Here is a 24,973-nt window from a genome sequence, read left to right on the forward strand (position 1 = left end):
GGCTGCTGAGGTTTGCTTCATCACTGGGGATTGCTCCATTCGTGTTTGTCCGTGAGCCTTAAGCATAACCACGAATGAAGGCAATTGCATTCAATTCTGAGAGTTGTAGTCGAGACGTTGTCAAGTCACGACAAGCGCGATATCAAAAACAGTTCCAGCTAATGAAGTGCCTATCGTCGCAGTTCAGAGTCCCATTTCATAGAACATTATGGATCTCATTGGCTTACTTGACTACCTTGACAACAGCTCGACTACAACTCATTCAAATGCCCCGTTTCCGTTTGCGATTGTGGGTATGACACGACAGTATTGACCTAAAGCAAGCACCGTTGTTTGACAATTCAACAGGGGAACTACGAATGGTTACGCAACACGCAACCGCACCGCGACAGCGTCGCGCTGGCAAACCCCGGGCCCTCCCCGGGTACATGTGGGCAAACACGACCTACGCGTACGGCACCTACCAGCCGCCCACGGTCACCGAACCCGAAGCGTTCGCGACAGCCTGGGTGTTCGACTACCTCGCGAGCGAATACCCGTACGGACTCTGCGACGACTGCGGCCGGTTCGACCCTGAAGAGGCCGCCGCGATCGTCTTCCGCGAGGCCCTGGGGAACCGGGCCTCTGAAGCCGACCACCGCACATGCCGCGACCCACGCAACCCGACACTCACCACCGAACACCTCGCGCACGTCACCCTGCGGCTCGTCGCCGCATGCGAAACCGAAGTGATCGCGCAGGAGTCGGCACGCGAGCCGTGGCTCTGGGTGCTTGCCGCTCACGCGGACGAATGCCCGGTCGCGCTCGCCGACGCTGACGACGACGCATACACCCGCCGCTCGGCGAACTTCTACTAACGACTGCGGCGGCCGGTCACCAACCGGCCGCCGCTCCCTCACCGATGAACGGAGACCACCCCATGGCCGCAACCGCTCTCGTTTGCATTGACGCGAACACCGCGTACGAATACGGCCCCTGCCAAGGCCCCGTTCACGAATACGACGCCCTGTCAGGCTCCGGCTACACGTACGCCCGCTGCACGTTCCACTACGACGCCTACTGCGACCGCATGGCCCCGATCCTCAAGCGCTGGCCGGACACGCCACACCCGCCCGCATGGTTCGACCCGACATACGCCGGTGAGACCTGGGACGAGGACTACTAAGCCACACCTGAGCCGGTTCGGCAGTCATCGGACTGCCGAACCGTTGACCACTCCCGTGGTCACCGACGCCAAAACACGACCTGGCGGACTGACTCACTGCCGCCACCGACACGGCGTAACACCACACCGGCCCGGAAGGCCACGCCCTTCCGGGCCGCCCACCTCCCGCGCTGGCAACCCGAAGGAACGCTGCACACAATGACCGCTCACCACACCGTGACCGTCGAACCCGGGACGTGGCAGGCACCGCCAGGTGCGTCCGCCTCCCCGGTCCCATGGCTGCGCCTCGCATGCACCGCATGCGATTGGACGGCCGCGTTCACTGACGCCGGAGACGTCCGCCTGGCCGACGTCGCCGCCTGGCACGACACGAACCCCGCTACGGTCGACCCGAACTTGACCATCACACCCGACCTGAGCGAACCCAGCGAATGGTGGATCCCCGACCCGGCCGTCCACATCGCCTGCCTGGCCGCCGCATGCACGTTCGAGCGGGACGTCCCCGGAACGCGCACCATTGACGAACTCGCCGCAATCGCTGACCATGACCACTGACACCAGCATCCGCGGCAGCCGGGCCGCCCGGCCGCCGCGCACCGAACCCTTTGGAGCCACCCGCTCATGACCACCACCGGCACCACCACGATGCGCGTCAACGTCCGCATGAACACGCGCTTGTCAGCGCATCTCACCGAAGAGGCCGCCTGGCGGTCATGCACTCGGTCCGAACTTGCGGCCGCGCTCATCCGCGCACACCTGGGCTACGGCCCGGAACTGGCGCCCGCGGACCCGCCGCCGGCCCGGCCAACCGTCGCCGGCGCTCCGACGCACACGAGCTTCATGCTCCCGCCAGCCCTTTGGGAGGAGTTCCAGGGCGTGTGCCGCGCCAACGGCCGCACCGCTCCCGCGACGCTCACTCGACTCATCCGGTGGCTGCTCGGCGACGAAACCGCGCCAGCGGTGCTCACCACAGCCCGGTAACCACGCCCGCGCTGGCGACACGAAATGAGTGGCTGGGGGAGTGGAGCATGGCGCCCCGGCCTGCTCACGGACAAACAACGAACGGCGTATCTGACGCCTCTCGCGCAGACCGGGGCGCCGACAACGATAACGCAACACGCGCCCCGGAGCCGCTTCTCCCACCGCCACACGCACGCATTGACGTGCCCGCGGCCGCGACGATACGATCGCCAGGCATCCCCAGCCAGTCCACACAGGCACCGACAACCTCGATGCGCAGCAGGCACCATGGCGAGCCTCCCACCAGCGTCAACAGGCACCGCACAGCAGCGAACATGGACACCACCCCCAAGGTAAGCCTCCCACCAGGGAAAACGCGTCTCCACAGTGTCCGGCGGGCATCATCACGACACGGCCCCTGCCATCGGAACCCCGACCGCCTCCACGCCAACACGAAACGCTGACACAACACCCTGGGCGCGGTCTGTGCGATCATGAATCCATGGCCTCCCCGACCACCGCCCCGGCACCTCCCGCCACCGCCCTGGTCGCCACCGTCGCCTTCGACAACCTCCCGTTCCACCACACCGGCACCCGCGAATACCAGATCCCACCCGAGCTCGCTGCAGACACCGCTATCGGCTGCCGCATCAAAGCTCGATTCGGACGAGGCACCGTACGCACCGGCTACGTCACCGCCATCCGGCCCGCGGCCGAGGACGACATGACACTTCCGGCCATCGCCGAGCTCGTGTCACCCGTCCCCGTCCTCACGAGCGAAACCATTCGCGCCGCCAGCGCCATCGCCGACCGGTACGCCGGGACGCTCGGCGACATGCTCGACCTCACCGTGCCCGAGCGGCGGATCAAACCCGAACGCGACAACACGACAAGCCCCCTCCCTGTCACCGCACCGAAACCCGCCGCATGGGACGCCTACACGCGCGGGCCCGCGTTCCTCGCCGCTCTCCACGCTGGCAAGAACCCCCGGGCCGTATGGAACACGAGGCCCGCTGAAAACTGGGCCGAACGCTTCGCTGAAGCCGCCGCAACCAGCGCCGCCGCAGGGAAAGCCGCAGTGCTCATCGTCCCCGACCAAGCCCGCCTGACGCTCCTCGATGCGGCACTCACCAAGCTGCTCGGCCGCGGCCGCCACGTCACCCTCACCTCGAGCATGGGCTCAACACCCCGATACGCCGCCTATCTCAAAGCCGTCCGCGGTGACGTCCTCATCGTCGCCGGCACCCGCTCCGCCGCGCTCACACCAGTCACCGACCTCGGGCTCGTCGCCATCTGGGACGACGGCGACATCGCCCACATCGAACAACGCCAGCCCTACCCGCACGCCCGCGACATGCTCCTCACCCGAGCGCACCTCGTCGGCGCCGCTGCCCTCATCGGCGGCAACGCACGCACACCGCAAGCACACCAACTCGTCGAAACCGGTTGGGCGCAAGCGATCACGCCCGCCGCACGCGGACCGCAAGGCCTGCGGGTGCTCGCCACCGGATCTGACGCGCACCTCGCCAGCGACGGCACGAACACACGCATCCCCACGTTCGCGTGGAAAGCCGCGAAGACCGCGCTGGCAGCCGGACGGGCCGTCCTCGTGCAAGTCCCACGCACGGGCTACATTCCCCTCCTGTTCTGCCGCGCCTGCCGCACACGCGCCACGTGCCCCGCATGCGGCGGCACGCTCGCCCGAACGAACAACCGGACTGCACCCAGTTGCACCACATGCCACCGCACGGACGCAGGCAACGGCTGCCCCGCCTGCGGTGCACCGCACCTGTCCGCCACCGTTATCGGCACTGAACGCACCGCGTGGGAACTGAAGCGCGCCTTCCCCGACGCGACCGTGGTCGAATCGACCGGGGAGCACCGCCTCACGGACACACCCGACCGTCCCGCCGTCGTAGTCGCCACCCCGGGCGCGGAACCGTCCGTCCCTGGCGGGTACGGTGCCGTCATCCTCCTCGATGCCTGGGTGCAGTTGAGCGGAACGAAATGGAACGCCAGCGAGCAAGTCGTCCGGCAGTGGATGAACGCCGCCGCGCTCGCAGCACCCAAAGCCGCCGTCGCGGTCGTCGCCGACGAGTCACTACCCCAAGTGCAAGCTCTCGCGCGCTGGGATGCCGGTTGGTTCGCGGAACGGGAACTTGCTGAACGTGCCGAGCTTGGTTTCCCTCCCGCGGCACGATGGGCGGCGATCACCGGACCCATCGGAAACACTGACATCGCTGCGAAGACCATCCCCGAGCACCTCGGCGCTGACCTCCTCGGGCCGTTCCCTGCAAGCGATGACACTGAGCAGCTGCTCGTTCGTGTCGACCGCGCGAAGGGGCTCGCTCTCGCGGAAGCGCTCGCAGTAGCGCGGAGCACGTGGACGGCTGAACACCGCAGAGGCATCAGTGTCCGACTCGACCCGCTTACCATCACCTGATCGAACACGTGATGCGGTCACGACGGTGACCATCGTGGGCAATGCGACCGCAGCATCGCCGAACAGTCAAGGCGCAGACGGCCTTCAGAGGCTCGCTACCGCTTAACCCGTCCCTGGTTGCCTCCGCGCGTTGTTCGTGCCTCAGCGGCTGCTCTAGGCCCCTGAAATGACGGCTGTAAAAGCCAAGGCGAGACCCCTCGCGTGTTCGAACTGAGTGCGCACATCGCACCGTCGACACAGGCCCGATCACCTGCAAAAACGCTCGAAACGTTCTGTCCAGCCGCAAGCCGGAACGCCCTCGCGCGCGGTCTGTGGCCCGGGACGGTGGCCCGGGAGGACTCCTCTACCAACTTCTTCGTCAGGAATCTTGTGGGCCGCAATCCACGTCGCCTCGACCGTTCCGAGGGTCAACACCGACCGCAACCTACTGACTCAAGATCCCTATGTCTTTCAGTTCCTATCTGAGTTCAAGATCCCTATCTCCTACCAAGGTCCCTATCTCCTTTATTGGGTGAAGCCAGTTTCACCACCCCCTGGTGCAACTGACTGCACCACCCCCTGGTGCAACGAGCTTCACCAGGCCTGGTGAAACCGGATGCACCACCCCCTGGTGCAACCAGTTTCACCACCCGAGATTCCGCCCGCAGACCCCTGGTGCAACCAATTTCACCACCCATTTGATGCCTGGTGAAATCAGATGCACCACCCTGGTGCATCTCATTGCACCAGGGTGGTGAACTCGGTTTCACCACGCTCGAATCCCTGGTGAAATCCACTTCACCAGGGTGGTGAAACTGAATGCACCACCCATCGAGACCCTGGTGCAACGAGTTTCACCACCAGGTTGAGCTGCGAACGTGCGAGCCTCCACGGCAGCCTGCGGATGGAGTTGCGTCGACGAGATTTCTCCACCATCTAGCAGTGGGGCCAGCGAGGCACCACCTCGTCCGCTGTCGGTCCGGCATAAGCACCCATGCCCACGGTCCGCCGCAGGCACAGCAAAAGGCCCGCAGTCGACGTTGGTCGACTGCGGGCCCTAAGACCAGCCGCTAACTTCGTAGGTTTGCTCGAACGGCCCTTGCGGGGCTTCGCTCCCGAAGCGCCTTGCGTCTTCTTCTCGCGCTCCTTCTCGGCCTTCTCCTCGCGGCGGCGCACCAGCTCAGCCTTCACCGACGCCACTACGTCCTTATGCCGGAACGCGTGCGCTGGTTCCTCCTCAGGCTCCTGAACGACCTTCAGCACGTTGTTCTCGTTCTTCTTGTCGTTGCTCTCGCTCTTGCGGAATTTCCGCTTGAGCAGGCCGAGCTCCTCCAGGTGGCTTTCGTAGTTCTGGATCGAGCGGTCCGAGACCTTGCACGCCGCCGCCATGAACGGCACGGAGTACGTGCAGTACCCGCGTCCGGCCGCGAAGTACATGAGCTTGGCGTAGAACAGCACCTCGCCAGGAACCAGGTCCGGATGCCACAGGACGTGGTCGGGAAGCTGCCGGAAGTTGTACCGGCGCTCCTCGAGCACCACCGTGTGCATTTCTTCGCTGTCGTCGGCAGGTTGACGAGGCGCCGGGCCTGAATAACCGTTCGCAGGTTTCGCCGGCGGAGCGTCTAGCGGCTCAGCGTCGCCACGGCCGCTCGCTTCGAAGAATCCGGTGTTGTAGAAGAGCGTGTCGGGCAGGCCCACGCCCGTCTCCGTGGTGTCGGTCATGGCTTTCTCCACATCGGTTGACGTGGAAGTTGCCGACCCTGTAGCATGGCGACTCGAACGTAGAAGAGTTCGCGGATGCTCGGTCCGCAACTTCCCGAGGGCTGGTGTTGACGCACCAGCCCTCACGTGTTTCTCGGATAGATCCAGTCGCCTTCCGCGCGCTCACGTGGAGCGAACGCAAGGAAGAACGCACTGGCAGCACAGTGGCAGGACGGTTCGCAACCGTCCCCTGAACGTCGCGCGAGGCAACGTCATGTGGGCGCGTGAAGATCGAACGCTGAAGCGAGACATGAGCAATGCATTGCACGGGCTTTGCCGCGGTGACACGTGCGGCACGTGAGGCACGTGAGGCGCACGACATGCGGAAACCTGTCGGGTTGCATCGACGTCGCACGGCAACGTCATGTACGCTGGCAGACATAAGACCTCCCTTCGCGGGGGTTGAACAACCTTCTTGCGAAGGATCTCAAGGAATTGAGCGGGGACTGCCGGCCAAAGCGACCCCGCTCTTTTTCTTTGCTTACAGTCAGCACAGCATACACATCCACCAGCTCGTTCAGGCTTCCGTGTCCGTTTTTGAGGACCGTGCACGTTTGCTTGCCAGACAAGGCGACACGCGCATTGACTGGTGTGAACGCCGCTGAAAGCACTCCCGGCTGCACGGCCCGATAGTTCACGCGGTGAACTTTCGACGGCTGCTGTGCGGAGGTCCGAGGAGAAAACCGGTAGACCGTGTGACGTGCCGGGGCAGCGTCATGTACGCTGGATGACAACAGGGACCTCCTTCCGGTCGGTTCAGGTTGCAATCCCGTCAGGCCGATGACCGCCAAATCACTCAGGCCGAGCGGGATTAACTTTTGTCTTCAAGTGGATCTTGACTGCTGATCTTACACAGTTGTGATCCGTTTACACGGGCCGAGTCCGGATTTGAGGTGGCAAGCCTCCCGGACTCGGCCCGTTGTGCTAGGTTGCGCGGTTGCGCCGCAAGCGCTTCGCGTTCACCCGCGGCCTCAGTGGACGAGCCGTCCGGAACGACTTCGACCGGGCCGCAGCCGACCGGGCCGAACGCCACTCGTCGATCGTCAACGCAGGGCCCGCATCAGAGCGGCTGCGCAGGTACCGGACGTACTCGAACTCGTCCTTCGTGTCCTCAAGACCCATGACCCGGCTCCGTTAGTCGAGCACGTACTCGACGAGGCCGCCCACAGCCAAGTTCTCAGTGGCGGCCAGGACCTCACCGGACGCGGTGTCCTTCACCGTCCACACCTCACGGATCAGTGCCGTGCCCTCGTCGACGGCGAGCGCGGCCGCGGTCGCAGCGTCGGCGTTCACGGCGTCGATCACGCTTCGGGCCACGTCAAGTTCATGTCCTGCCTCTTCCAGACGTGCGAGGAACCCGCCAGCGCCCGTGTTCGCTTCCGCGAGCACCGGCAGCGCCTCAGCGACCTTGTCCGGAAAGTACGTGGCCGCGATCTGGACACGCACCCCGTCGACCGCCTGAACTCGGAACCGCGTCAGCACCTCCTGCGACGCAGTAACACCCAACGCGGCGGCAGCCCGCGCCGACGGGGCCCTCCGGGAGAGGTCCTGCACCTCCAACGTCACTTCCGCGTCGGCGTACACGCCGCGCTGGTCCGCGGGAGTTTTCCGGCCGCCGATCGTGCGACGCAGCAATTTCTCACTCATAGTCGTTCCTTCCTGTTGTTCTGTCGGTTAGAGCGTGCCGACGCCCATGCGCGCGGCAAGATCAAGCACATCACGGCGCGTGCCTGCATTTCGCAGTGCCTGCCGGACGATTTCACGTGGGATCACATGCCCGCGAACTTGCTCAGCAGCGAACGTTTCCGTTTCCAGCAGTGTCACTACAGCTCCGGACATGTCACCAGTGTCAGCTTTCGCGCGCGCGAGCTCGAAACTGTGCCGGGCGCGACGTTCAGTCGGAAGGCTGGTCGTGTCGAGCGCTTCGCCGAGCACGATGGCCCGCTGCGGGTTGCCCATCTCCGCTTCGGCAGCGACCTGGTGAATGACGACGTTCGACGGTCCGAACGCCGAGTAGCCCCAGTTCGCGTCAGCGCCGAGCCTGCCGGCGGCACGGTTCGCTTCGGACAAGAACGCGGTCGCTTGCGCACGGTCCTGCGACCGCGCGGCGCCGAGCGATGCGACGAGCCACAGCATGCCCCACATGGACAAGTCGAGCCCGGAAGCGTCCCCGCGCATCAACTGCGGCTGCAACTGGATCGCGGCATGTTCGCACAAGGCCGCCGCGCCTTCGAAGTCGCCGACAGCCATCATCGTGTGCCCGTTCGACCGGTACAACGCGGCGATCGCCGCTGCGTCGTCTGCTTCGTAGGCGAGGTCGAGCCCGCGGTTGGCGGCAAGGAGCGCCAAGTCGGCCTGGCCGACCTTCGTCAAGAACACGGCCGACAGTTGATGCGCTGACGCGGCGAGCCGCTGTGCTGAACGGCGTTCCGCGCCACGGGAGGCGCGCACGGCAGCGCCGGTCGCCGCCAGAAGCTCCGGAAGCCGCTTGTGCATCCGCTCATACTTCGAGTCCTGGTAGTCGCGCCACACGTTGTCGGTCAGCTCAGCCAGTTGCCCCAGCGGCAGCGGCGTTTCCACATCAACTCGAGGGAACCGGGACCGCCAGTCGACCAGGGCCGCACGAATGCCGGGGACAGCGTCGGCCACTGACCCGTTCTCGGCGGTGCTCACATCTTGATCGTCGAGGAGTTCACCGAGGGACACATGGAGCTTCTGCGCGATCGTGCGGATCGTGTCGATGTTCGTCAGTGCGCGGGAGCCGTCCTCCCAGTGGCGGATCGAGTTCGCGTTCGCGAAACCGCACAAGCCGGCGAGCTGCAGGCGGCTCAAGCCGCGGCGTTCACGGAAGTACCGGACGCGTTCGCCGATGGTCAGGGAAGGTGCTTGGCCTCTCATGCCTAACAGTCTCCTGACGATTCCAGTCCAAGGTGCCACAGATTGTGGCACTGGGTTCTCTCGAACGGCCATACGTTTCCACCAGTTCCCGCTGACACGCGCAGGGACCTGGTGCCGGACTCAGCGGACGCACGCGAGAACCCTGGCGTTGAGAACTCCACAGTGTGACTTGCCATGGCGCGGCTCCGGTCAGTCCGACTGGAGCGACCGGAGCCGCGCCATGGCCCAAACAAAAAGTTCCAGCGCCGGCGCACCTTCCAGCGCGTCAGCCCATGACAGCTCCATAGCTTGACGGAGCACGTTCACGTTCGGGCCTTCCACGCGAACGTCCGCGCCCATAGTCTCCTCAACACCAACGTCGTCGAACAGACTGAACGGCACTTTGGGCATGACCCGCAGCGGCCGGTCACCGGGGATCACCCCGAGCCGGACTGTCGGCGCCCCCGCGAGCTGCTTCACCCGGTCCCACTGGCTCAACATGAGCCCGGGACTGCCGACCAGGTGCATGAACATGGGGTCGTGGAGGACGAAGTCGAACCGGCGGCCCGGTTCGTACAGCATCTGCTGACGGGCCAGGTTCTCGGCAACGACCGCTTCCACGTCCTCATCGGCCAGGTCCCGCCCCAGGAACAGACTGGGGGCCACTGCCTTCGTGTAGTCGGGGATTTGCAACATGTCGGGCACGATGACGACCTGCAACGACCGGATCCACGTTGATGCCCTTGTAAGACGGGTGCGCTCCCGGAACCGGTCCACTGGCGATCGAGGGAGCCGTGCAGGGCGCGATCGGGTTCGCGAAGGAAGCTTGGCAACCAGCGCATGCAGTTCTTCAGCGACAGCCTGGTCTGCCTTGCAGGCCCGCACCCACGCAGCAATGTCGTCTTTCGTCGGACGTTGACGGCCTGCAGCCAGTTTCGATGTCTTCTGCTCGGACAGGCCTGACGCGACAGCGAACTCGCGGTTGGTCATGCCGGTGCCGTCACGAAGGATTCGCAAACGTTCCGCAACCCCACCTGGGTCCTGCAGCGCGAGGGTTACCGGTGACGGCGAGTTCATGGCATCAACATCCTTGTTCGGCGGTCTGGGTGACGAGCCTGGTCGCGGCACGTTCCAGTGCCGCCGGTGGTCGGTCAGGCGCGGCACGTGCACCGCCATGGTCTCACCTGGCGAGTTAGCTCGCAACACGCTCACATGTCCACCCTTACCTCGCCGCTATCGCGGTATCCCTCAACACGATCATAACTTATCTCGATAACATCTTGACTTATCGCGATAACAACGTCATGCTTGGTTCCGGGAACCACGAAGCCCCGGCCGTGCAGCAACACGAACCGGGGCATCTCCCGGACACCAACACCAGCACTACACCCGTGAAAGGAGTGCCGATGTCGCGTCCTACCCGCAATTATGAAGGCCTCAAGGCTTGCCACGACGCTGACCCGGAGCTGTTCTACCCGGCCGACAAGCCCGAGAAGCTCTCCCCGACCGAACTCGAGGACTACATCCGCCAGGTCGAGGAAGCGAAACACCACTGCGCCGTGTGCCCCCTCAAAGAGGCATGCCTGCGAGCCGCCCTCGACCGTGAAGAGCAGCACGGCATCTGGGGCGGCACGACTCCCCAGGAACGCAAGAAGCTCAGGGGCGGTGTCGAATTTCTGTTCGACCCGTTCGACGAGGAAGCGTTCGATGCCGAAATGGCGGTGGCCGCGTAATGGACATTCTCGACCTCCGCGACCTCACCATCAGCGCCTACTGGGAAGACGCCAACTGCCTCAAACCCGGAACGGACGCCAACGACTGGACCGCTCCCGACGTCAAAGACCGCACCGCCAACGAGCGCGCCGCCGACCGCGAACACGCGCAGGCCCTGTGCGCCGGATGCCCGGCCGCCGTCCGCTGCCTCCTCGGGGCCGCAATCAAGAAGGACACCGGCACTGTCGTCGCCGGCAAGTTCGGCGCTGACCTGAAGAACGCCTACGCCGCGATCGCCGCCGGCGCCGACCCTGAGTCCCTGATCGGCGGTGACACCAAATGATGATCGCCAACCGCACCGAGCGACGCAAGCGCCGCTGGCGGAACCTGGACGACAGGGCCATGCTCGCAGACCAGATCGTGAACCTCCAGGAGTACGTGGCCCAGCTCGAACACGAGCGCATCCACGACGACCTGTGCCCGGACCTGTTGAACAGGAAAGGCTTCGACGAAGCCGCCGCCGAACTCCAGCACCGCGTCCAAGACGGCGACTCGCGCGACTACTGGGTGGGCGTCGTCGACCTGGACAACTTCAAGTCGATCAACGACAACTACGGGCACGCTTTCGGCGACCTCGTCATCCAGGCCGCGGGTGCCCGCCTGGCTGAACTGGCACACAGGGACGACTGCATCGCACGCCTCGGCGGCGACGAGTTCGGCCTCCTCCTCAGCGGTGCGGGCCTGGACGGAATCAACACCGCGCACTACGCCGACGACCTCAAGTTCAGCGTCGACCACGGAGTGGACGGACGTCCCATCGAACCGGTCACCGTCACCATGTCGATCGGCATCGCCGCCTACAACCCGTGGGTCCCGCTGGCTTCGACGCAGCACGCCGCTGACCTCGCCATGTACGAAGCGAAAAAGGTCAAAGGCTTCCTCGTCATCCACTCGTCCATCAACGGCGCCGACGTCCAGGACCGTCCCCTGCACCGTGTCCGTGACCAGCGGCACCACGAAACGGAGGCCGCGTGATGGCGAACCAGCACTTGTGGGACGGCAAACCGCCCGCGCCCAAGAACGACACCGAGCGGCAGCAGAACACTGTCGACATCCTCGCCAGCGCCGACATGCACAGCCTGTGGATCTACGTCGAGCGCCACGGCCTCTCCAAACCGCACCTGGAAGGGGCCCGCAAGCAGATCCGCATGCCCAGCAACGAACTCACCGACCACATCCGGCAGTTCCTCGCCGACGCCAGCCGGACCGTGCAGGACTCGAACGGCGCACGGCTCCTCAAAGAGTGGTACCTCGGACAGCCCGTGCAACTCGAGCTCGTCAGCGCGGAGGCCCACCAGTGACTACCGTGTACGACCGCATCGCCGGGGGCCTCCTCGACGACGACCCTGCCGCGCACGCGCTCTGGTGGGGTGCCGTCCAAGACGAAGACGACCGCGACATGAACGACATCACCGACCATCCGATGCACTGGCTGGCGATCACGATCGCTCGCGGCATGCCCCGATTTGGAGCCGACCGCCGGGCCCGCATCGTTGACGCCGCGCACGACTGGCTTTCCGGCGTTGCTGACGGCCCGCTCATTCCCCTAGGTCGCGAACCGGGGAAGTGGCTGTACCTCCTGGACCACCACGGCCTTGAACACGTCGACGACGCCGACCTCCGCGTTGACGCCGGATTCGGCAGATGCGTCTACCTCGACACCGGTGTCGTGACGTTCCTGCCGTGGCGCACCCCCGGGGCGCTCCTGGCTGACGTGCACGAAGCCCACCAGCGGGCGCTCGCGCATCGCGTTGCTGGCCGCGGCTCCATGGCCATGCACATCTCCATGGCCGAACTTGCCGAACTTGACCTCGCCCCGGCGCTCGCGCCCGCCGACCCGTACCCGACCTACCGGCCTCTGGCCGTTGCCTAGATGGGAGAGACACCCATGAACGAATACCCTGGCGCCGACCCCATGGTGTCGCGCCTCGCGACGCGGGCCGTCCTGCGGACCACGATCGAGCGTCGCCGCGAGCGTTCCCGGCAGGCGTTCCTCTTCCTTGCCAGTTCGACCGTCACCGTCCTTGGCCTGTCCCTGTTCGACCCCGAACCGCACCTCGCCGCAACCGTGTTCGCAGTGTTCGCCGTGATCACCGGACTCATGGCGGCCGCCCTTGTTGTCGCGCTGCTGGTGTCCTACCGGGACGTGGGCCTATGGGTCTGCGCCGCGGTGATGACGGCACAGATCGTGGGAGCCAATGTGTTCCAAGCCGAGTTCGCCACGCTCTCGCCCCTGGTCCAGTTCGGGTTCGTTGCTGCTGCGACCGCGACGTCCGTGATCGGCATGGCCCGGAAGTCCAGTCTCGACGCGGCTCAGGTTGCCGAGCACGCGTCGCTGGCCGCCGGAAAGGAAACCACCTGATGACCACCGTTGACAGCACTCTCCACGTGGGCGACGACGACCAGTGCCCCACGTGCAAGACCGCTCGCGGCGCGGGTCGATGCTTCGAATGCCTCAGCGTTTCCTACGAGACCGCTGAAGCGCCCGAACCGGAACCGCTCCAGGCAGAGCCGGTCCCTGAGGTCGAGCAGGCTAGTCCCGACGCTCCTTCCACGGCGCCGGGCCCAGGCCAGAGCGAACCGCATGGCCGCGCGAACTGGCTGACCGGTTTCGTCCTTGCCCGAGCGGAAGCGAAGATCGCGAAAGAGAACGCGAAAGTCGACCGGGCCGCACGCGCCAACGCCGCCAAAGCCGCAGCGGCCGAAGCGCGGAAGACCGCGCGCGCCGCGCGCCGGAAAGCATCTAAGGACGACCGCGCGGACGACATCATCGACGCCGCGTTCTACCTCGTGTTCCTCGGCGGGGCGCTGTACGGCCAGTACGGCGTGTACACCGAACTGTTCCACCTGCCGCCGTACATCGCCGGGCCGCTCTCCGTCGCGCTCGAGCTCGCCGGAGTCAAGTTCGCCCGCGAAGCCGCGAAACGCCGCGCTGCCGGCGAAGCCGGACTCGTCATGCTGTCGATCGCGTACGCGGTCGCTTCCATCGTCATCGGCATCAACGGTGTCGGTCACTGGTGGCTGGGCAAGCAAGCCGAAGCGATCATTTACGGCCTGCTGTCCACGCTCGCGTTCGTCTCGTTCGTGTCCCGGTCCGAGTTCAAAAAGCGGGAAGCGGACCGCGCTGACGGCCGCCGTGCGCTGACGCGTCCCATGTACGGGATCAGGTGGATCACCAACCCGACGTTGACGTTCCGGGCGTGGCAGCTCGCCGGTGCGGACGCAACGCTTGGCCTCCACGGTTCGCTTGCGAAAGCGCAGCAGCAGTTCGACGCTGAACGGGACGCGAAGCTCGACAAGGAAGACGACCGGCACATTGAGAAAGTCCTCCGCGGCTTCTCCGAACGGGACTTCGAAGAGAACCCCCTGTTCGCCGAAATCGACTACCGACTGGCAAGCCCCCGCAAGATCCGAATGCTGCTGCGCGCGAAGGTTGACCATGACGCCCGCGCTGATCGGATGTGGGCGCAGATGGAAGCCGAAAGGGAACGGACCGAGCAGGTTCGTCAGGCCGAAATCGACGCCGAAACGGAAGCGGAACGGCAGGAGCGCATCAGTCAGGTCCGCACCGAATATCGCGCCTCGATCGGTGCCGAAACGGCGAACGAAAGCGAACCGAATACGTCACGACAAGCCGAGCCTGGTCTGTTCCGAAAAGGCATCCGGAAGCTCGGCCTTGCGAAGACCGAAACGCCTCCCGATGCTGCGCCGAAAACGGCCCGGGGACGCGCCGTCGTAGCCGAACCGAAAACGCTCGAGCTGCCCGTGCAGACGCCGGTTCCTACCTCTAAGACTTCGGGTCCGAAGAAGTCCCGAGAGACCGCGTATGAACCGGTCATCCCTGTTGAGGTGAGCGAATCCGAGATCGCAGGGATGACGTTCCAGGAAGCCGAGCAGGCAGCTATCGCCTGGCTGGCCGCGGAACTCAAAGCCGGAGGTGAGCCGTCCGCTCGGTTCGTTGAGATCCGCTTCGGGTTCGAGAACTCCAAAGGCAAGAAGGGGCCTCAGTTGATCAGCAAGGCCCGCACTCAGATTGAAAGCGAGGTGAAAGTTCGATGACTTCGAATGTCGATCCAAACTGGACGCCGTACAACGCTGTATCGAGCGTCGTCGCAGATGACGGGCGTGACACGGCACGTCCGGTACCCCGCGCTCGCCACGACGCCCGCGGGGACGGTGACACCAACGGCACCACACACCACAACTACCCGGACGGCTGGCGCGTCGTCAACGGCGGCCCCACAGGTCACACGGAGCCGTCCCCCGCTGAAACACCACAGACCACAACGCCGATTGTGGTCCCCGGCCCCGCTGAGGGTGACCCGGTTGTGGTCCCGGCCGAGGACAAGCCGCAGACGGCCCCTGCAGCGCCGCGGCGGACGGTCAGGGACACCCTCGTGGACCTGTACGGGAACCCGCTGGACGCGTTCTACCGTGCGCAGCCCTCCATTTATGAACGCGGCCAGTACTCGAAGAACGCGTCGTGGACCAAGAAAGATGGAGCGCTCCGGAAAGGCGGTATCTGGTGGTGGAACTGCATCGGATCGCCCGGGGTCGTTACCGGATACCTGTACTCGGAAGCGAACTCGCGGCCCGCGCATTGGTTGAGCGCGTTTGTTATCGGCGGCGGCTGGCACATGACGATGATCCAGTTCAACTGGCATCTGGGATTGGGCTGGTTCTTGACCTGGCTTACGTTCCACGTGACAGTCGCACGGACCGCTTACGTCATCGGAAAGCGACCGCCGAAACCTTACGGCACTGATTCGGAATCCGGCTCAGCGACCTGATTCGGACGCCAAATCGGCCGCTACGCAAACCTATTCGGAACGATAGAATCATAAGCGAGTCGTTTCCTTTCGGGGCCGTCCCTGGAAACCCGAACTACTGCAATCGAAAGCGGTCCATCGCGCTGCCCGAAAGCGGCATGCACCTGCCGCTACCACCCTGAAACCACCGATGATTCGGCACTGCCCGAATCGCAACTACCGTGACCACTCGCGCGGCCCTGGAAAGGAGCCCCACATGGAAGCCCTACTCAGCAGAATCCCAGGCGAATACCTCGCCCTTGCCGGTTTCATCTGCATCGTCGTGTTCGTCAAAGACGGCATTGTTCACCCCGCCCGAATGGACGGAAAGTTCGCACAACTTTCAGCCACCACGCACCCGAAATGCCAGTACGTCATGCTCGCCATCGCCTCGTTGTTCTACGGAACCACCGGCAAGGTCGGCGACTGGCTTGCAACCCTCCGTGGTTGGCTCCTCGACGGGTTCGCACGGGGTGGCGAATACCTGATCGGGTTCGGGATCGGCGCAGCCGTATTCGCTGTCCTCATCTGGGTGTGGATCGACATCATCGTCCCCGGCGGTCTCGAACCAAGCGGGCGAGCGTTCGACCACTTCGGCATGTGGGTCGTCAGCTTCATGCTCTTCCCGATGCTTTCCGTCGTCAACCCGAACATTTCCACGACCCTGTTCGCCGTCGTGTTCATCGGAACCTGGGTCTTCAACAAGAAACACCGTTCCGGCGGCGGTAACCGCTCCATGGCCGGTGCAGGCGCCGGCGGCGGCCGGTCCTTCTAGACATCCCAAGCACTCAAGAAAGGAGGTAAGCCATGCCCATCATCATCATCGCGGTAGTGCTCCTGATCGCGGTTCCCATCGGTAAAGTCGCCGCTGACAAGATGAACGAGCGCGCCTCGATCATGACCGGCAACGCTCGCCCCGAACCGCGCGGCATCGGCCGCTACTGGGACAACTACTGGCAGCGGACCGCAGCGAACCACGAAGCTGCAAAAGCGCGGAAGGAAGCAGAACGCGCTGATGGCCACCGACTGACCGCAAAGGACGCCTGGGACGGCACTCGGACGCTCGCACGTCAGAAGAGCTTGCAGATGGCCCGGCTCAAGAATGACGAGTTGATCGCCCGAGCCGCAGCCATCCACCGCATGCGTGTCGCCAAGATCAATGAGGGCATCGACCCGGACACGAATGAGCCTCTGCCGATCAATCAGCCGGTCCCCAGGCACCTACGCGGCCTCGTGAAAGACGCGGCGAAACTGATCAAGTCAGCCAGGTCTGACAAGAACGCCACGCCGCGGCCGCCGCTTCCCGACGTCGAACCGGCCGAGAAGGTCACGCCTGCCGACGATCCGTCCGTGCCGTCCGAGCCTGGTCCGACCGTGGACGCGGTCGACGGCGCGTTCGACAGTGTTCCGAAGAGTGACCCTGACGCGATCGCTATCGACCCGAACTCGTTCGGATCGACCAGCAGTGCTGAACGCCCCAGCGCGAAGCAGTCGTTTTCGCCGTTCACGGAGCCTGGAAACGGACCGCGCCCGGCGCCGCCGGCAAGCGTGCCCGCGTCGGCCTCCCCGAAGCCCGCGACCACCTCCGCTGACACCAGCGAGAAGAAAGCTGCGGAGCCTACTGAAGCTGAACGTCTCGACCGGTTGCAGGAGGCACGAGCCCGCGTCGACGACTTCAAGCGCGGCAACTTTGCCTACCTCGACCGGAAACCCAACGGTGAAGACGCTGCCGTGCTCCTCAAACACGGCCTCAACGATCAAGACAAGGAGCTCGCCGACTGGGCCCTCCAGCCGCACTCTGACCTCGATGCGCAGTGGGAAGAAACCGCTCAAGCGCATAACGATGTCAAGGAGGCCGAGACCGACGCAATGTTCTGGGAGGTCAATGCCTCCCTTGCCCGCCGCAAGGCCGCCGCTGCGGCCACCGGGGAGCACGCCGGCACTGGCACGACCGTGGCCGACGAAGCGCCGAACGATGCGGGCGTCCACAACCACGCCCACCCGGGCAGCGTCGTCGGCGTGCAGGCGCGCGATGTCGACAACGCCACGGTCGTGATGGGCGGCTCCGGCATTCCCGTGCAGTCCGCGCAGCACCCCGAACCGGCCGAATCCGGCCTGTCCACCGAAGCTCGTGCCCGTATCACCGACATGCAAGCGGCCTTTGTTGAAGCGCCCATCCCTATCAACCAGAAAGGCACCACGATGACCACCGGAGAAATCAACAACCGCGAAGACGCACGAGCGTTCGTCGAATCGGTCGAGGCCGCCCTTGAAGGCCTCGAGCGGTTCCGTGACTACCTGGAAGGAGCTGCGGCCAACGCCGAGGGCGTAGTCCGTGCATGCAACGGCAACGCCCGACTCAGTGAGAACGCGGCAGCGACCGCTGAATCGTCCGAGCAGGGCGTGAACGTAGTCAACGCCGTCAAGGGCATCGGTGTTGTGTTCTCCAACTTTGCCGGGGGTGCGACGACGGTGCAGGAGTTCAACCAGGACACCGTCGGCAAGGTCAACGACTTCATCACGTCGATGCGCGCCCAGATTGCGCTCCTCAGCGAAGCGGTCGGCAAGCAGGACGGGGTCGCGGACGCCCGGCAGGCCGCCGGCACTGACAACCTCGCGAAGGACAAGGCGCTCGACTAGCGCAAGCCCGGGCGGCCGGGCACTGGTCCGGCCGCCCGCTTCGAACACCATCTCGAGCACTCATCAAGGAAGGAGGTCGGGCATCCGATGGGACAGTCGAAAGTCGACCAGCCCCGCACCGCCGGACGGTTCGCGGAGAAGACCGTCAAACCGCACTTCATGCCCGTCTGGGCGTACGCGGGGATCGTTGTCGCTGCGACCGTGCTCTACTGGATCTCGACCGCAGCCGGACTGCTCGTTCCCCTCGGGCTGGTCGCTGCCGCTGGTGCCGTGACGCTGCTCATCATTCGTTCTCTTGCTGCCCGCCGAAAGTGGACCAAGAACGGCCGTTTGGCCGCCATGATCGCTGCCGTCGTCGCAACCGTGTGGGCCCTCGCGTGGATCCTGTTCGTCCCCTCCTGGTTTTGGGCTTTCGCTGGATGCGTACTCACTGGCCTGACCGGCATCCCCTGGTGGCGGAAGCACCACATTGCCAACGTTGCCGCGAACACCCCCGAGCCTGAACCTGAACCGGCCGAGGATGAAGCTGCCCCGGCCCCTGCGCCTGAACCGACCGTTGACGACATCATCATCGGCAAATGGAACACCCGCATTGCCGGCGAAGGACCCCTTAAAGGCGTTGGCCTGGAACACCTCGACACTGACGAACGCGGCTACGTGCACAAGTTCATCGTGAACTTCGTCCCTGGCAAGCAGACGTACTCGACGCTGCTAGCAGCCCAAGCCCATATTGCGTCCGCGCTTAACGTTCCCGAACCGAACGTCATCACGGAGAAGAACGACGAGGACGCCTCCAAAGGCTTCGTCACCGTCGTCACCGGTCTCGACCTCGGCCGTGTTAACCGCTGGCCCGGCCGGTGCATGTTCGACCCCGCGACCGGGACCGTCTCCGCCGGGACGTACATCGACGACGACGCCGCTACGCTCCTGTCTGTCATCGTTCCCAACGGCATGTACGGGGCCGTTTTCTGTGGCGCGCAGGGTACGGGAAAGTCGCAGTGCATGGAGCAGGTCGTCCTGTCGCTCCTCGCCTCCGGTTTCTTCAGCCTCCTGTACATCGACCCGCAAGGCGGCATGTCGTCCCCGATGCTCGCCGAAGCGGCCACGTGGTCGGCGCCGTCCGTTGAAGACGGCATCAAGATCCTCCGGAACCTCCCCAGGCTGCGTCAGTACCGGCAGACGAAGTTCGGCCGGCGGAAGCAGAAGGGCTACCAGCTCTCCCGCGAGTTCCCGGCAATCATCATCGCGATCGACGAGTTCCACGAAGTCGCGGAAGAACCCGAAGCGAAGAAGATCCTCAAGAAGCTCGCGAAGACCATCCGCAAGATCGGCGCTGGCCTGTTCATTGCGACGCAGGACGTCGGCTTGGACGCGTTCGGCGGCGACCAGTCGCTACGCACCCAGCTCATGGCGAAGAACGTCATCTACTTCGCGACGCCGTCGAAGGTCCAGGGCCACTTGTCAGGCAACAACGAGTTCGACCCGAGCACGTTGCCGATGGTTCCCGGTTTCGGGTATGTGAAAGAAGTCCGCGGCGACCGTGGCGAGCTGCTGACTCGAGCTGCGCCGTTCCGGGCGTTCTACCTTGGTGACGACGACGAGTATGGCGAGAACTCCGGCATCCACTGGTTGAAGAAAATGCGGCAGCAGTGCTCGTTCGCGGAGCTCGACCTGGGATCCGCGGGCGCGCTCGGCCCTGACTTTGCGAACCGGAACAAGGTGCGCGCGGAACAAGCGGTCGCGGACGACGCGTTCATTGCCGCGTGCGAGCAGGCCGGTGCAGGCGCGATCGACTTTGACGAACTGGACCTGCTGACCGGTGCTGCACCGCAGGCGAACGCCGCTGGCCCCAGCGTGAACGGACGGCATGACTTCGGTATTGCCATGGGCGGTACCGCGCCTGTCGCAGCGCAAGGCGACCAGCTCGCTGGCCTGACGGAAGCCGGACGGGAAGTCGTGTACGCGATCCGGTCCGGTGCGGCAACGCCCGCCGCGGTCGTGCGACGCATTGCCACGCGTGGCGGCACCGTCTCGAAATCGCGAGTAGAGCAGCTGCTCAACCCGAAAATTCCTGGGAACGTCATCGAGCCCGGGTTCGTGCACAAAGTCGAACTTGGCCACTACCACGCGCGCGGGTTCGAAGCTGACTGTGACCGGTGCAAGAGCGAGCAGGCCGACCCGGGCGCGGACGGCCCGCAGGCTCGCCGTTTCGCAGCGGAGTCCGACACCAGCGAGACCTTCGACGCCGTAGCGACCGCTGTTGACGCCGCGATGGACGCCGCCGATGCCAGCTACTGACACACCCGCCAGCGCCACCCGAACCCACCGGATCGCAAGCCTCCAGGAGACACCAATGCCCAAGGGCGACTTCAGCACTGAAATCCGCATCTACACGAAGAGCCGGGCCCTGCTCGTAGAACTGGAGGCGAACCCCAGTGCCCACCCGGAACTCATCCGGGCTCTCCCGCAGATCCGTACCGACGTCGCCGATCGTCGCGAGCGGTTCCTGAACCAGTTCCGCGAACGCGACCGGTCCATTGTTGACGCGCTCCTGGCCGTGGCAACGGCAGCACTCGACGCGAAGCACGACGCGCAGGAGCGGACCTACCGGTGGTGGCCGCCAGCGGCCCGCCGAGCCGAAGTTGACCTTGCAGCAGCCAAGGCGAACCTGACCGAGGCCGTCGCGCAGATGCAGGCCATGTGGCCTGAGCCTGACACCAACCAGCCGCCCGTGCGTTCGCGGACCGACAGTCCCACCAGTGCCTACACCACCAGCAAGGAGTCCACCAATGCCCGCTGACCTGCTTGCCACGATTGTCGTTTCAGCGGTCACCGCCGCGGCGATTGTTACCGGGATCTTCTACACGCGATACCGGATCGCCTACCGGCGCGAACGAGCCCGCGCAGGCCACCCGACGAAGGTCACCACGACCCGGCGGTGAGCAACGGAACCACCGACACCAACCACCCACGGAAGGAACTACGCCCATGACCGCGCCCATCACCAGCGCCGATGAAGCAGCCAGCGACCCTGTGTCGCAAGCGATCGAACTTGTTCTCGACGCCGCGGCCACTGACGGCGACCACCACAAGGACTGGTTCTTCGACCAGATCCTCAAGACGCTTGCCGCCGACCGCTACGACGAGCTCGTCACCCAATGGCAGCACCAGGTCGGCCACCTGTGGGAGACCGGCACCGCGCCCTGACGTTCACAACGGGGCCGGTCCCCAGACCGGCCCCGCTCCAGACCGTCTCCACCCAACCCAGAAGGGGTCCTCGCATGGACACCGAACGTCGAATTATCGACACAGAAGCCAACGACACCGACACGGATACCGCGGCGCGCGTCGACGCGATGGCCGACACGCTCGCCGCCGCCATGTACTGGGCGCAGTACGACGGCGTCGACTGGCAGCGCCGAAGCACGCTCCAACGCCACGCCGAACGGCTCGTAGGCGACGGCCGCGAACCCACCCGCGACGAAATCGACCTTCTCGCCGAGGCCCTGCATCGCGACGACCGCGAGCACCGCGATGTCCGCTCATGGATCCGCGACCGCGGCGCCGTCGAACGGATCGGCCACTACAACGCTGACCTGATCAGCCAGATCAAGTTCATGCGCGCGTGGGACATCGCCCTGACCGCGATCATCACCGCCATCGGCGTGCTCTTCCTTCAGGGCCTTGCCGAACTCGGCGCGCTCATCCTGCGCGCCCTGACCTCGCTATTCACCTGACCTGGCGAAACACGCTCTCGCGATCGCTTGCGGGACGTGTCCGCTGGGAGGTGGATCCACCAGCGCTGATGATGCCAAGCCCTACCGCGAAAGGCACTCGATGGTCCTTTACAACACCACGCCGAAAGACGGACCGGACCCCACGCACCCGCTCGACATCAACTGGCCCGTCCGCCAAGCCCGTGCCGTCGTCCTTTTCAAGATCGATGAGCACGGTCTGCCCGTCAACCCTGACGAGACCGTTACCCGCGAAGGCCGCGGGGACCTCTGGCATTGGGGAGAAGCCGCGAATGCGGATGCGTGCGTGATCGTGATCGACACCGAGATGCGCATGTTCCTGTGCCTGGTTGAGCGAGACGACGGGCACGGTTGGGCACTTCCCGGCGGCGGCATCGACCCAGGCGAGACCGCGGCGGAAGCTGCCGCGCGCGAACTCTGGGAAGAAACAGGCCTCCAGATCGACGCCTTCCAGTTCAAGGCGCGGCCCGGCCGGTACGTTCCCGACCCGCGCGCCGGCCGGAGGGCGTGGATGACCACCGTCCCCAGCGTCGTCGTCATGCACCGGAACGACCTGCCCGAGTTGCACGCCGGTGATGACGCCCGCGACGCCGCATGGCTGCACGCGAACACGTTCGCTGACCTCGAGACCGCCGTAGCCCAGCGCGGCGGCCAGATCTTCCCCGCGCACGTCGGGCTCCTTCGCGACCTCCTCCGATAGACCACACCACCCACCGAACACACCGAACGAAAGGCACACCGCAATGACTACCAACCGCCGCCACATCACCGTCACCCAGCACGTGTCCAACGTCGACGCGACCTCCACCGTCGTCGGCTACGTCGGCGCTGCGAACGACGACACTGACGTCGCCGTTTCCCAGTCCGCCGAGAACATCGCCGCTGGCGCGACCGTCATCGGCGCCGTCTTCGGTGACCACCAGGCCGACACGGGCCGCCTGACCATCCCGATCGCCCAGGACCAGTAAGCAGCCAGCGCGGCAGCTCCACGCGGCTGCCTGAGGGCGCACACCCTTCAGGCGGCCGCTGCAACCGAGCCAATCGACCCAGCAGCCGAACAGGAAGCGAAACCCGAATGACCTCCCCGAACCTCCGCATCAACGGCGACGCGGTCGCCGTCAACCTCACCGACGACCACCCAGTGTGGATGCCGTTGCGCCACACTCACGGACGCGTCCACAACACGGCGATCACCGGCCCGGCCTACTCCGGGAAAACCCGCATGCTCGCCTACTTGCGCCTCGCCGCGCACGACGCCGGCATGGACGTGCGCGCCATCGACCCGCTCGACGCCGCCGCCGGGCCTGCACACGACGTGCTCGAGGCTGCAGCCGTCGACCTCGACCAGCGGATCGCCGGCGGCCACCGGCAGCCCTCGATCATTACCGTCGACAACACCGCGCACCTCGTCGACGACTTCCCGTCCGGACGGCGCCTGGCTCGCCTGATCGAACTCGGACCGCAGCTCGGCATCGGCGTCTACTACACCGCCGAGACCGTGAACGGGCAGACGAAAGGCGTCCACCTCGGCATGAGCAACGTCGACAGCGTCATCGCACTTCGCGAGGCCGCGTTCGGGTTCGGGTTCCGCACCGTCGACCTCGCCCACTGGCCTGCCGCGTGGCGCAGCGCCGCGACGAGGGAAACGACCGGGTTCGCACCAGCCGCAGCGGTCAACCAGCACGCCTGAGACGCCTCCGCACCGAGACGCAGTAACACCGGCCCGGCCGGAGCCATCCCGGCCGGGCCGATCTCCCTATCAGGTTGACGAACCAAAGGACGCTTCCATGACCTCCGGGGCCACCGACGCCGACGCTGACCTTCCCCGCGGCACCGAGTACGACGCGATGAGCAGACCCGATTTGCTGGTACGGCTGCAGACTCTCGACGCTGACCTCCGTGCGGAGCAGACCGCACATGCTGAAACTCGGACGCGGCTCGACACGAGCGAGCAGGCCCGGGACCGTGCCGTAACCGGCCGCGACATGGTCCTTTCCGAATCCAGGGCAACGAAAACGAACCTGCAGGAGGCGCAGCTTGCTGCGTGGCGCGCCAAACGGCAACTCCGGTACGCCCGCTGCTACGCCGCCGCAGCGGCCCTAATCACCATCGCCGCCCTCATGTACGCCGCCACCGACTGAACACACGAAACGGAGCCTCACCCCATGGACACGACCGACACTCTCACGCTCGACCTTGACGGGCGCGCCATACCGTGGCGTACCCGCAGCCCCGGCCGCCTCCTCGGCGGCCTCATCATCGGACCGGACAGGGCCACCCGCACCGCCGCGGCCTCCCAAATTGCGGCGCACATGAGCGGCTTTGCCTCCGTAGCCTTCGGCGACCCGAGCGGTAACGTCGGCGCCGACGACTACAGCGACTTCGTCTACGAAGCTGACAACATCGAGCAGATGAACGCGGCACTCACGCACCGTTTCACTGACCCGGACGGGCCGAACCGTTGGGCTTCACAGATCCACGTCTGGAATTCGGTGCTTATCGTCGAAGACACCGCGAAAGTCCTCGAGCACCCGGATGCGGGTCCCGGCCTGGAACGCTTGGCGCTCTGGGGGTCGAAAGTGGGCATGGCCGTGGTGGCGCTGGCCGAGACGCTGCCGGAGGCGAGCGAGGGCATGCGGGCGCTGGCAGCGCAGAACTTCGTGGAGCTGCGGGCCCCGGTCGTTGCGGCGTAGGGCCAACGGTGCGGACCGGGATCCACAATCGGCAGTCGCCAGGCACACGGTTGACGTGGTGTTTTTCATCCGAACGTACCAATAACGACCGTGATCCATGCAACACATTGTTGTTATAT

30 protein-coding genes are annotated in these 24,973 nt (G+C 65.2%); 26 read left to right on the forward strand and 4 right to left on the reverse strand.

Annotated features, from left to right (window positions below; genetic code table 11):
• Nucleotides 1-428: 428 nt before the first annotated feature.
• The 5 genes from JHY01_RS20340 (at nucleotide 429) to JHY01_RS20360 (ending at nucleotide 4,568) form a co-directional block, all read left to right on the forward strand.
• Entirely contained in the window at nucleotides 429-857 is a 429-nt protein-coding gene (locus JHY01_RS20340) for a hypothetical protein (RefSeq protein ID WP_205327520.1), read from the forward strand.
• A gap of 62 nt (nucleotides 858-919) precedes the next feature.
• Nucleotides 920-1,165, forward strand: a complete 246-nt coding sequence (locus tag JHY01_RS20345) for a hypothetical protein (RefSeq protein WP_205327521.1) — start codon at nucleotides 920-922, stop codon at nucleotides 1,163-1,165.
• A 198-nt stretch (nucleotides 1,166-1,363) separates the two neighbouring features.
• Nucleotides 1,364-1,720, forward strand: coding sequence for a hypothetical protein (locus tag JHY01_RS20350; RefSeq protein WP_205327522.1), 357 nt, complete (start codon nucleotides 1,364-1,366; stop codon nucleotides 1,718-1,720).
• A gap of 66 nt (nucleotides 1,721-1,786) precedes the next feature.
• Nucleotides 1,787-2,146, forward strand: coding sequence for a hypothetical protein (locus JHY01_RS20355; protein WP_205327523.1), 360 nt, complete (start codon nucleotides 1,787-1,789; stop codon nucleotides 2,144-2,146).
• 481 nt (nucleotides 2,147-2,627) lie between these two features.
• Nucleotides 2,628-4,568 carry a primosome assembly protein PriA gene (locus JHY01_RS20360; protein ID WP_205327524.1) on the forward strand — a complete coding sequence of 647 codons (1,941 nt, stop codon included), beginning with the start codon at nucleotides 2,628-2,630 and terminating at the stop codon, nucleotides 4,566-4,568.
• Between the two features lie 915 nt (nucleotides 4,569-5,483).
• On the opposite strand, the gene JHY01_RS20365 is transcribed toward JHY01_RS20360, so the two are convergent.
• Nucleotides 5,484-6,269, reverse strand: coding sequence for a helix-turn-helix domain-containing protein (locus tag JHY01_RS20365; RefSeq protein ID WP_205327525.1), 786 nt, complete (start codon nucleotides 6,267-6,269; stop codon nucleotides 5,484-5,486).
• Nucleotides 6,270-7,245: 976 nt separating this feature from the next.
• Here JHY01_RS20365 and JHY01_RS20370 point away from each other — a divergent pair.
• Nucleotides 7,246-7,446, forward strand: coding sequence for a hypothetical protein (locus JHY01_RS20370; protein ID WP_205327526.1), 201 nt, complete (start codon nucleotides 7,246-7,248; stop codon nucleotides 7,444-7,446).
• Here the strand turns inward: JHY01_RS20370 and JHY01_RS20375 are convergent.
• The 3 genes from JHY01_RS20375 to JHY01_RS20385 form a co-directional block, all read right to left on the reverse strand.
• Nucleotides 7,443-7,955 carry a UTRA domain-containing protein gene (locus tag JHY01_RS20375; protein ID WP_205327527.1) on the reverse strand — a complete coding sequence of 171 codons (513 nt, stop codon included), beginning with the start codon at nucleotides 7,953-7,955 and terminating at the stop codon, nucleotides 7,443-7,445. The genes JHY01_RS20370 and JHY01_RS20375 overlap by 4 nt on opposite strands.
• Nucleotides 7,956-7,982: 27 nt before the next feature.
• Nucleotides 7,983-9,206 (reverse strand): helix-turn-helix domain-containing protein, encoded by a 1,224-nt coding sequence (locus JHY01_RS20380; protein WP_205327528.1) that lies wholly within the window; start codon nucleotides 9,204-9,206, stop codon nucleotides 7,983-7,985.
• Between the two features lie 189 nt (nucleotides 9,207-9,395).
• Nucleotides 9,396-10,361 carry a helix-turn-helix transcriptional regulator gene (locus JHY01_RS20385; protein WP_205327529.1) on the reverse strand — a complete coding sequence of 322 codons (966 nt, stop codon included), beginning with the start codon at nucleotides 10,359-10,361 and terminating at the stop codon, nucleotides 9,396-9,398.
• Between the two features lie 230 nt (nucleotides 10,362-10,591).
• Here JHY01_RS20385 and JHY01_RS20390 point away from each other — a divergent pair, with 230 nt between their 5' ends.
• The 20 genes from JHY01_RS20390 (at nucleotide 10,592) to JHY01_RS20485 (ending at nucleotide 24,854) form a co-directional block, all read left to right on the forward strand.
• Nucleotides 10,592-10,918 (forward strand): WhiB family transcriptional regulator, encoded by a 327-nt coding sequence (locus JHY01_RS20390; RefSeq protein ID WP_205327530.1) that lies wholly within the window; start codon nucleotides 10,592-10,594, stop codon nucleotides 10,916-10,918.
• The gene (locus JHY01_RS20395) at nucleotides 10,918-11,241 is read left to right on the forward strand and encodes a hypothetical protein (protein WP_205327531.1); all 324 of its coding nucleotides are present in this window, start codon (nucleotides 10,918-10,920) and stop codon (nucleotides 11,239-11,241) included. Before JHY01_RS20390 ends, JHY01_RS20395 begins: the two co-directional genes overlap by 1 nt.
• Complete coding sequence (locus JHY01_RS20400; RefSeq protein WP_205327532.1) at nucleotides 11,238-11,933, forward strand: GGDEF domain-containing protein; 696 nt, start codon at nucleotides 11,238-11,240, stop codon at nucleotides 11,931-11,933. The genes JHY01_RS20395 and JHY01_RS20400 overlap by 4 nt, the downstream gene beginning before the upstream one ends.
• Nucleotides 11,933-12,259 (forward strand): hypothetical protein, encoded by a 327-nt coding sequence (locus tag JHY01_RS20405; RefSeq protein ID WP_205327533.1) that lies wholly within the window; start codon nucleotides 11,933-11,935, stop codon nucleotides 12,257-12,259. Before JHY01_RS20400 ends, JHY01_RS20405 begins: the two co-directional genes overlap by 1 nt.
• On the forward strand, nucleotides 12,256-12,831 hold the full coding sequence (locus tag JHY01_RS20410) for a hypothetical protein (RefSeq protein ID WP_205327534.1): 576 nt from the start codon (nucleotides 12,256-12,258) through the stop codon (nucleotides 12,829-12,831). Before JHY01_RS20405 ends, JHY01_RS20410 begins: the two co-directional genes overlap by 4 nt.
• A 15-nt stretch (nucleotides 12,832-12,846) precedes the next feature.
• Nucleotides 12,847-13,320 carry a hypothetical protein gene (locus JHY01_RS20415; RefSeq protein WP_205327535.1) on the forward strand — a complete coding sequence of 158 codons (474 nt, stop codon included), beginning with the start codon at nucleotides 12,847-12,849 and terminating at the stop codon, nucleotides 13,318-13,320.
• Nucleotides 13,320-15,017 carry a hypothetical protein gene (locus tag JHY01_RS20420; RefSeq protein WP_205327536.1) on the forward strand — a complete coding sequence of 566 codons (1,698 nt, stop codon included), beginning with the start codon at nucleotides 13,320-13,322 and terminating at the stop codon, nucleotides 15,015-15,017. The genes JHY01_RS20415 and JHY01_RS20420 overlap by 1 nt, the downstream gene beginning before the upstream one ends.
• Nucleotides 15,014-15,748 carry a hypothetical protein gene (locus tag JHY01_RS20425; RefSeq protein ID WP_205327537.1) on the forward strand — a complete coding sequence of 245 codons (735 nt, stop codon included), beginning with the start codon at nucleotides 15,014-15,016 and terminating at the stop codon, nucleotides 15,746-15,748. The genes JHY01_RS20420 and JHY01_RS20425 overlap by 4 nt, the downstream gene beginning before the upstream one ends.
• Before the next feature lie 235 nt (nucleotides 15,749-15,983).
• Nucleotides 15,984-16,541: a hypothetical protein gene (locus JHY01_RS20430; protein WP_205327538.1), complete on the forward strand. Its 558-nt coding sequence runs from the start codon at nucleotides 15,984-15,986 to the stop codon at nucleotides 16,539-16,541.
• 32 nt (nucleotides 16,542-16,573) lie between these two features.
• A complete protein-coding gene (locus JHY01_RS20435) occupies nucleotides 16,574-18,406 on the forward strand; it encodes a hypothetical protein (protein ID WP_205327539.1) in 1,833 nt (610 codons plus the stop codon).
• A gap of 87 nt (nucleotides 18,407-18,493) precedes the next feature.
• Nucleotides 18,494-20,704, forward strand: coding sequence for a hypothetical protein (locus tag JHY01_RS20440; protein ID WP_205327540.1), 2,211 nt, complete (start codon nucleotides 18,494-18,496; stop codon nucleotides 20,702-20,704).
• Between the two features lie 55 nt (nucleotides 20,705-20,759).
• On the forward strand, nucleotides 20,760-21,206 hold the full coding sequence (locus tag JHY01_RS20445) for a hypothetical protein (RefSeq protein WP_205327541.1): 447 nt from the start codon (nucleotides 20,760-20,762) through the stop codon (nucleotides 21,204-21,206).
• Nucleotides 21,196-21,348: a hypothetical protein gene (locus tag JHY01_RS20450; RefSeq protein ID WP_205327542.1), complete on the forward strand. Its 153-nt coding sequence runs from the start codon at nucleotides 21,196-21,198 to the stop codon at nucleotides 21,346-21,348. The genes JHY01_RS20445 and JHY01_RS20450 overlap by 11 nt, the downstream gene beginning before the upstream one ends.
• Before the next feature lie 46 nt (nucleotides 21,349-21,394).
• Complete coding sequence (locus JHY01_RS20455; RefSeq protein WP_205327543.1) at nucleotides 21,395-21,613, forward strand: hypothetical protein; 219 nt, start codon at nucleotides 21,395-21,397, stop codon at nucleotides 21,611-21,613.
• 74 nt (nucleotides 21,614-21,687) lie between these two features.
• Nucleotides 21,688-22,143: a hypothetical protein gene (locus tag JHY01_RS20460; RefSeq protein WP_205327544.1), complete on the forward strand. Its 456-nt coding sequence runs from the start codon at nucleotides 21,688-21,690 to the stop codon at nucleotides 22,141-22,143.
• Between the two features lie 100 nt (nucleotides 22,144-22,243).
• Nucleotides 22,244-22,861: an NUDIX domain-containing protein gene (locus tag JHY01_RS20465; RefSeq protein WP_205327545.1), complete on the forward strand. Its 618-nt coding sequence runs from the start codon at nucleotides 22,244-22,246 to the stop codon at nucleotides 22,859-22,861.
• A 43-nt stretch (nucleotides 22,862-22,904) separates the two neighbouring features.
• Entirely contained in the window at nucleotides 22,905-23,129 is a 225-nt protein-coding gene (locus JHY01_RS20470; protein WP_205327546.1) for a hypothetical protein, read from the forward strand.
• Between the two features lie 107 nt (nucleotides 23,130-23,236).
• Nucleotides 23,237-23,851 carry a hypothetical protein gene (locus tag JHY01_RS20475; protein ID WP_205327547.1) on the forward strand — a complete coding sequence of 205 codons (615 nt, stop codon included), beginning with the start codon at nucleotides 23,237-23,239 and terminating at the stop codon, nucleotides 23,849-23,851.
• Nucleotides 23,852-23,948: 97 nt separating this feature from the next.
• Nucleotides 23,949-24,302, forward strand: coding sequence for a hypothetical protein (locus JHY01_RS20480; protein ID WP_205327548.1), 354 nt, complete (start codon nucleotides 23,949-23,951; stop codon nucleotides 24,300-24,302).
• Between the two features lie 24 nt (nucleotides 24,303-24,326).
• Entirely contained in the window at nucleotides 24,327-24,854 is a 528-nt protein-coding gene (locus JHY01_RS20485) for a hypothetical protein (protein WP_205327549.1), read from the forward strand.
• Nucleotides 24,855-24,973: the final 119 nt, after the last annotated feature.

Origin of the sequence: Glycomyces sp. YM15, from assembly GCF_016918015.1 — a bacterium.
GTDB lineage: Bacteria > Actinomycetota > Actinomycetes > Mycobacteriales > Micromonosporaceae > Glycomyces.

What these genes read in the sequence shown, in the direction of transcription:
- JHY01_RS20340 (WP_205327520.1), top strand. Translation starts at nt 429, where the DNA reads ATGTGGGCAAACACGACCTACGCGTACGGCACCTACCAGCCGCCCACG.
- JHY01_RS20345 (WP_205327521.1), top strand. Translation starts at nt 920, where the DNA reads ATGGCCGCAACCGCTCTCGTTTGCATTGACGCGAACACCGCGTACGAA.
- JHY01_RS20350 (WP_205327522.1), top strand. Translation starts at nt 1,364, where the DNA reads ATGACCGCTCACCACACCGTGACCGTCGAACCCGGGACGTGGCAGGCA.
- JHY01_RS20355 (WP_205327523.1), top strand. Translation starts at nt 1,787, where the DNA reads ATGACCACCACCGGCACCACCACGATGCGCGTCAACGTCCGCATGAAC.
- JHY01_RS20360 (WP_205327524.1), top strand. Translation starts at nt 2,628, where the DNA reads ATGGCCTCCCCGACCACCGCCCCGGCACCTCCCGCCACCGCCCTGGTC.
- JHY01_RS20365 (WP_205327525.1), bottom strand. Translation starts at nt 6,269, where the DNA reads ATGACCGACACCACGGAGACGGGCGTGGGCCTGCCCGACACGCTCTTC.
- JHY01_RS20375 (WP_205327527.1), bottom strand. Translation starts at nt 7,955, where the DNA reads ATGAGTGAGAAATTGCTGCGTCGCACGATCGGCGGCCGGAAAACTCCC.
- JHY01_RS20380 (WP_205327528.1), bottom strand. Translation starts at nt 9,206, where the DNA reads ATGAGAGGCCAAGCACCTTCCCTGACCATCGGCGAACGCGTCCGGTAC.
- JHY01_RS20385 (WP_205327529.1), bottom strand. Translation starts at nt 10,361, where the DNA reads ATGGCGGTGCACGTGCCGCGCCTGACCGACCACCGGCGGCACTGGAAC.
- JHY01_RS20390 (WP_205327530.1), top strand. Translation starts at nt 10,592, where the DNA reads ATGTCGCGTCCTACCCGCAATTATGAAGGCCTCAAGGCTTGCCACGAC.
- JHY01_RS20395 (WP_205327531.1), top strand. Translation starts at nt 10,918, where the DNA reads ATGGACATTCTCGACCTCCGCGACCTCACCATCAGCGCCTACTGGGAA.
- JHY01_RS20400 (WP_205327532.1), top strand. Translation starts at nt 11,238, where the DNA reads ATGATGATCGCCAACCGCACCGAGCGACGCAAGCGCCGCTGGCGGAAC.
- JHY01_RS20405 (WP_205327533.1), top strand. Translation starts at nt 11,933, where the DNA reads ATGGCGAACCAGCACTTGTGGGACGGCAAACCGCCCGCGCCCAAGAAC.
- JHY01_RS20415 (WP_205327535.1), top strand. Translation starts at nt 12,847, where the DNA reads ATGAACGAATACCCTGGCGCCGACCCCATGGTGTCGCGCCTCGCGACG.
- JHY01_RS20420 (WP_205327536.1), top strand. Translation starts at nt 13,320, where the DNA reads ATGACCACCGTTGACAGCACTCTCCACGTGGGCGACGACGACCAGTGC.
- JHY01_RS20425 (WP_205327537.1), top strand. Translation starts at nt 15,014, where the DNA reads ATGACTTCGAATGTCGATCCAAACTGGACGCCGTACAACGCTGTATCG.
- JHY01_RS20430 (WP_205327538.1), top strand. Translation starts at nt 15,984, where the DNA reads ATGGAAGCCCTACTCAGCAGAATCCCAGGCGAATACCTCGCCCTTGCC.
- JHY01_RS20435 (WP_205327539.1), top strand. Translation starts at nt 16,574, where the DNA reads ATGCCCATCATCATCATCGCGGTAGTGCTCCTGATCGCGGTTCCCATC.
- JHY01_RS20440 (WP_205327540.1), top strand. Translation starts at nt 18,494, where the DNA reads ATGGGACAGTCGAAAGTCGACCAGCCCCGCACCGCCGGACGGTTCGCG.
- JHY01_RS20445 (WP_205327541.1), top strand. Translation starts at nt 20,760, where the DNA reads ATGCCCAAGGGCGACTTCAGCACTGAAATCCGCATCTACACGAAGAGC.
- JHY01_RS20450 (WP_205327542.1), top strand. Translation starts at nt 21,196, where the DNA reads ATGCCCGCTGACCTGCTTGCCACGATTGTCGTTTCAGCGGTCACCGCC.
- JHY01_RS20455 (WP_205327543.1), top strand. Translation starts at nt 21,395, where the DNA reads ATGACCGCGCCCATCACCAGCGCCGATGAAGCAGCCAGCGACCCTGTG.
- JHY01_RS20460 (WP_205327544.1), top strand. Translation starts at nt 21,688, where the DNA reads ATGGACACCGAACGTCGAATTATCGACACAGAAGCCAACGACACCGAC.
- JHY01_RS20465 (WP_205327545.1), top strand. Translation starts at nt 22,244, where the DNA reads ATGGTCCTTTACAACACCACGCCGAAAGACGGACCGGACCCCACGCAC.
- JHY01_RS20470 (WP_205327546.1), top strand. Translation starts at nt 22,905, where the DNA reads ATGACTACCAACCGCCGCCACATCACCGTCACCCAGCACGTGTCCAAC.
- JHY01_RS20475 (WP_205327547.1), top strand. Translation starts at nt 23,237, where the DNA reads ATGACCTCCCCGAACCTCCGCATCAACGGCGACGCGGTCGCCGTCAAC.
- JHY01_RS20480 (WP_205327548.1), top strand. Translation starts at nt 23,949, where the DNA reads ATGACCTCCGGGGCCACCGACGCCGACGCTGACCTTCCCCGCGGCACC.
- JHY01_RS20485 (WP_205327549.1), top strand. Translation starts at nt 24,327, where the DNA reads ATGGACACGACCGACACTCTCACGCTCGACCTTGACGGGCGCGCCATA.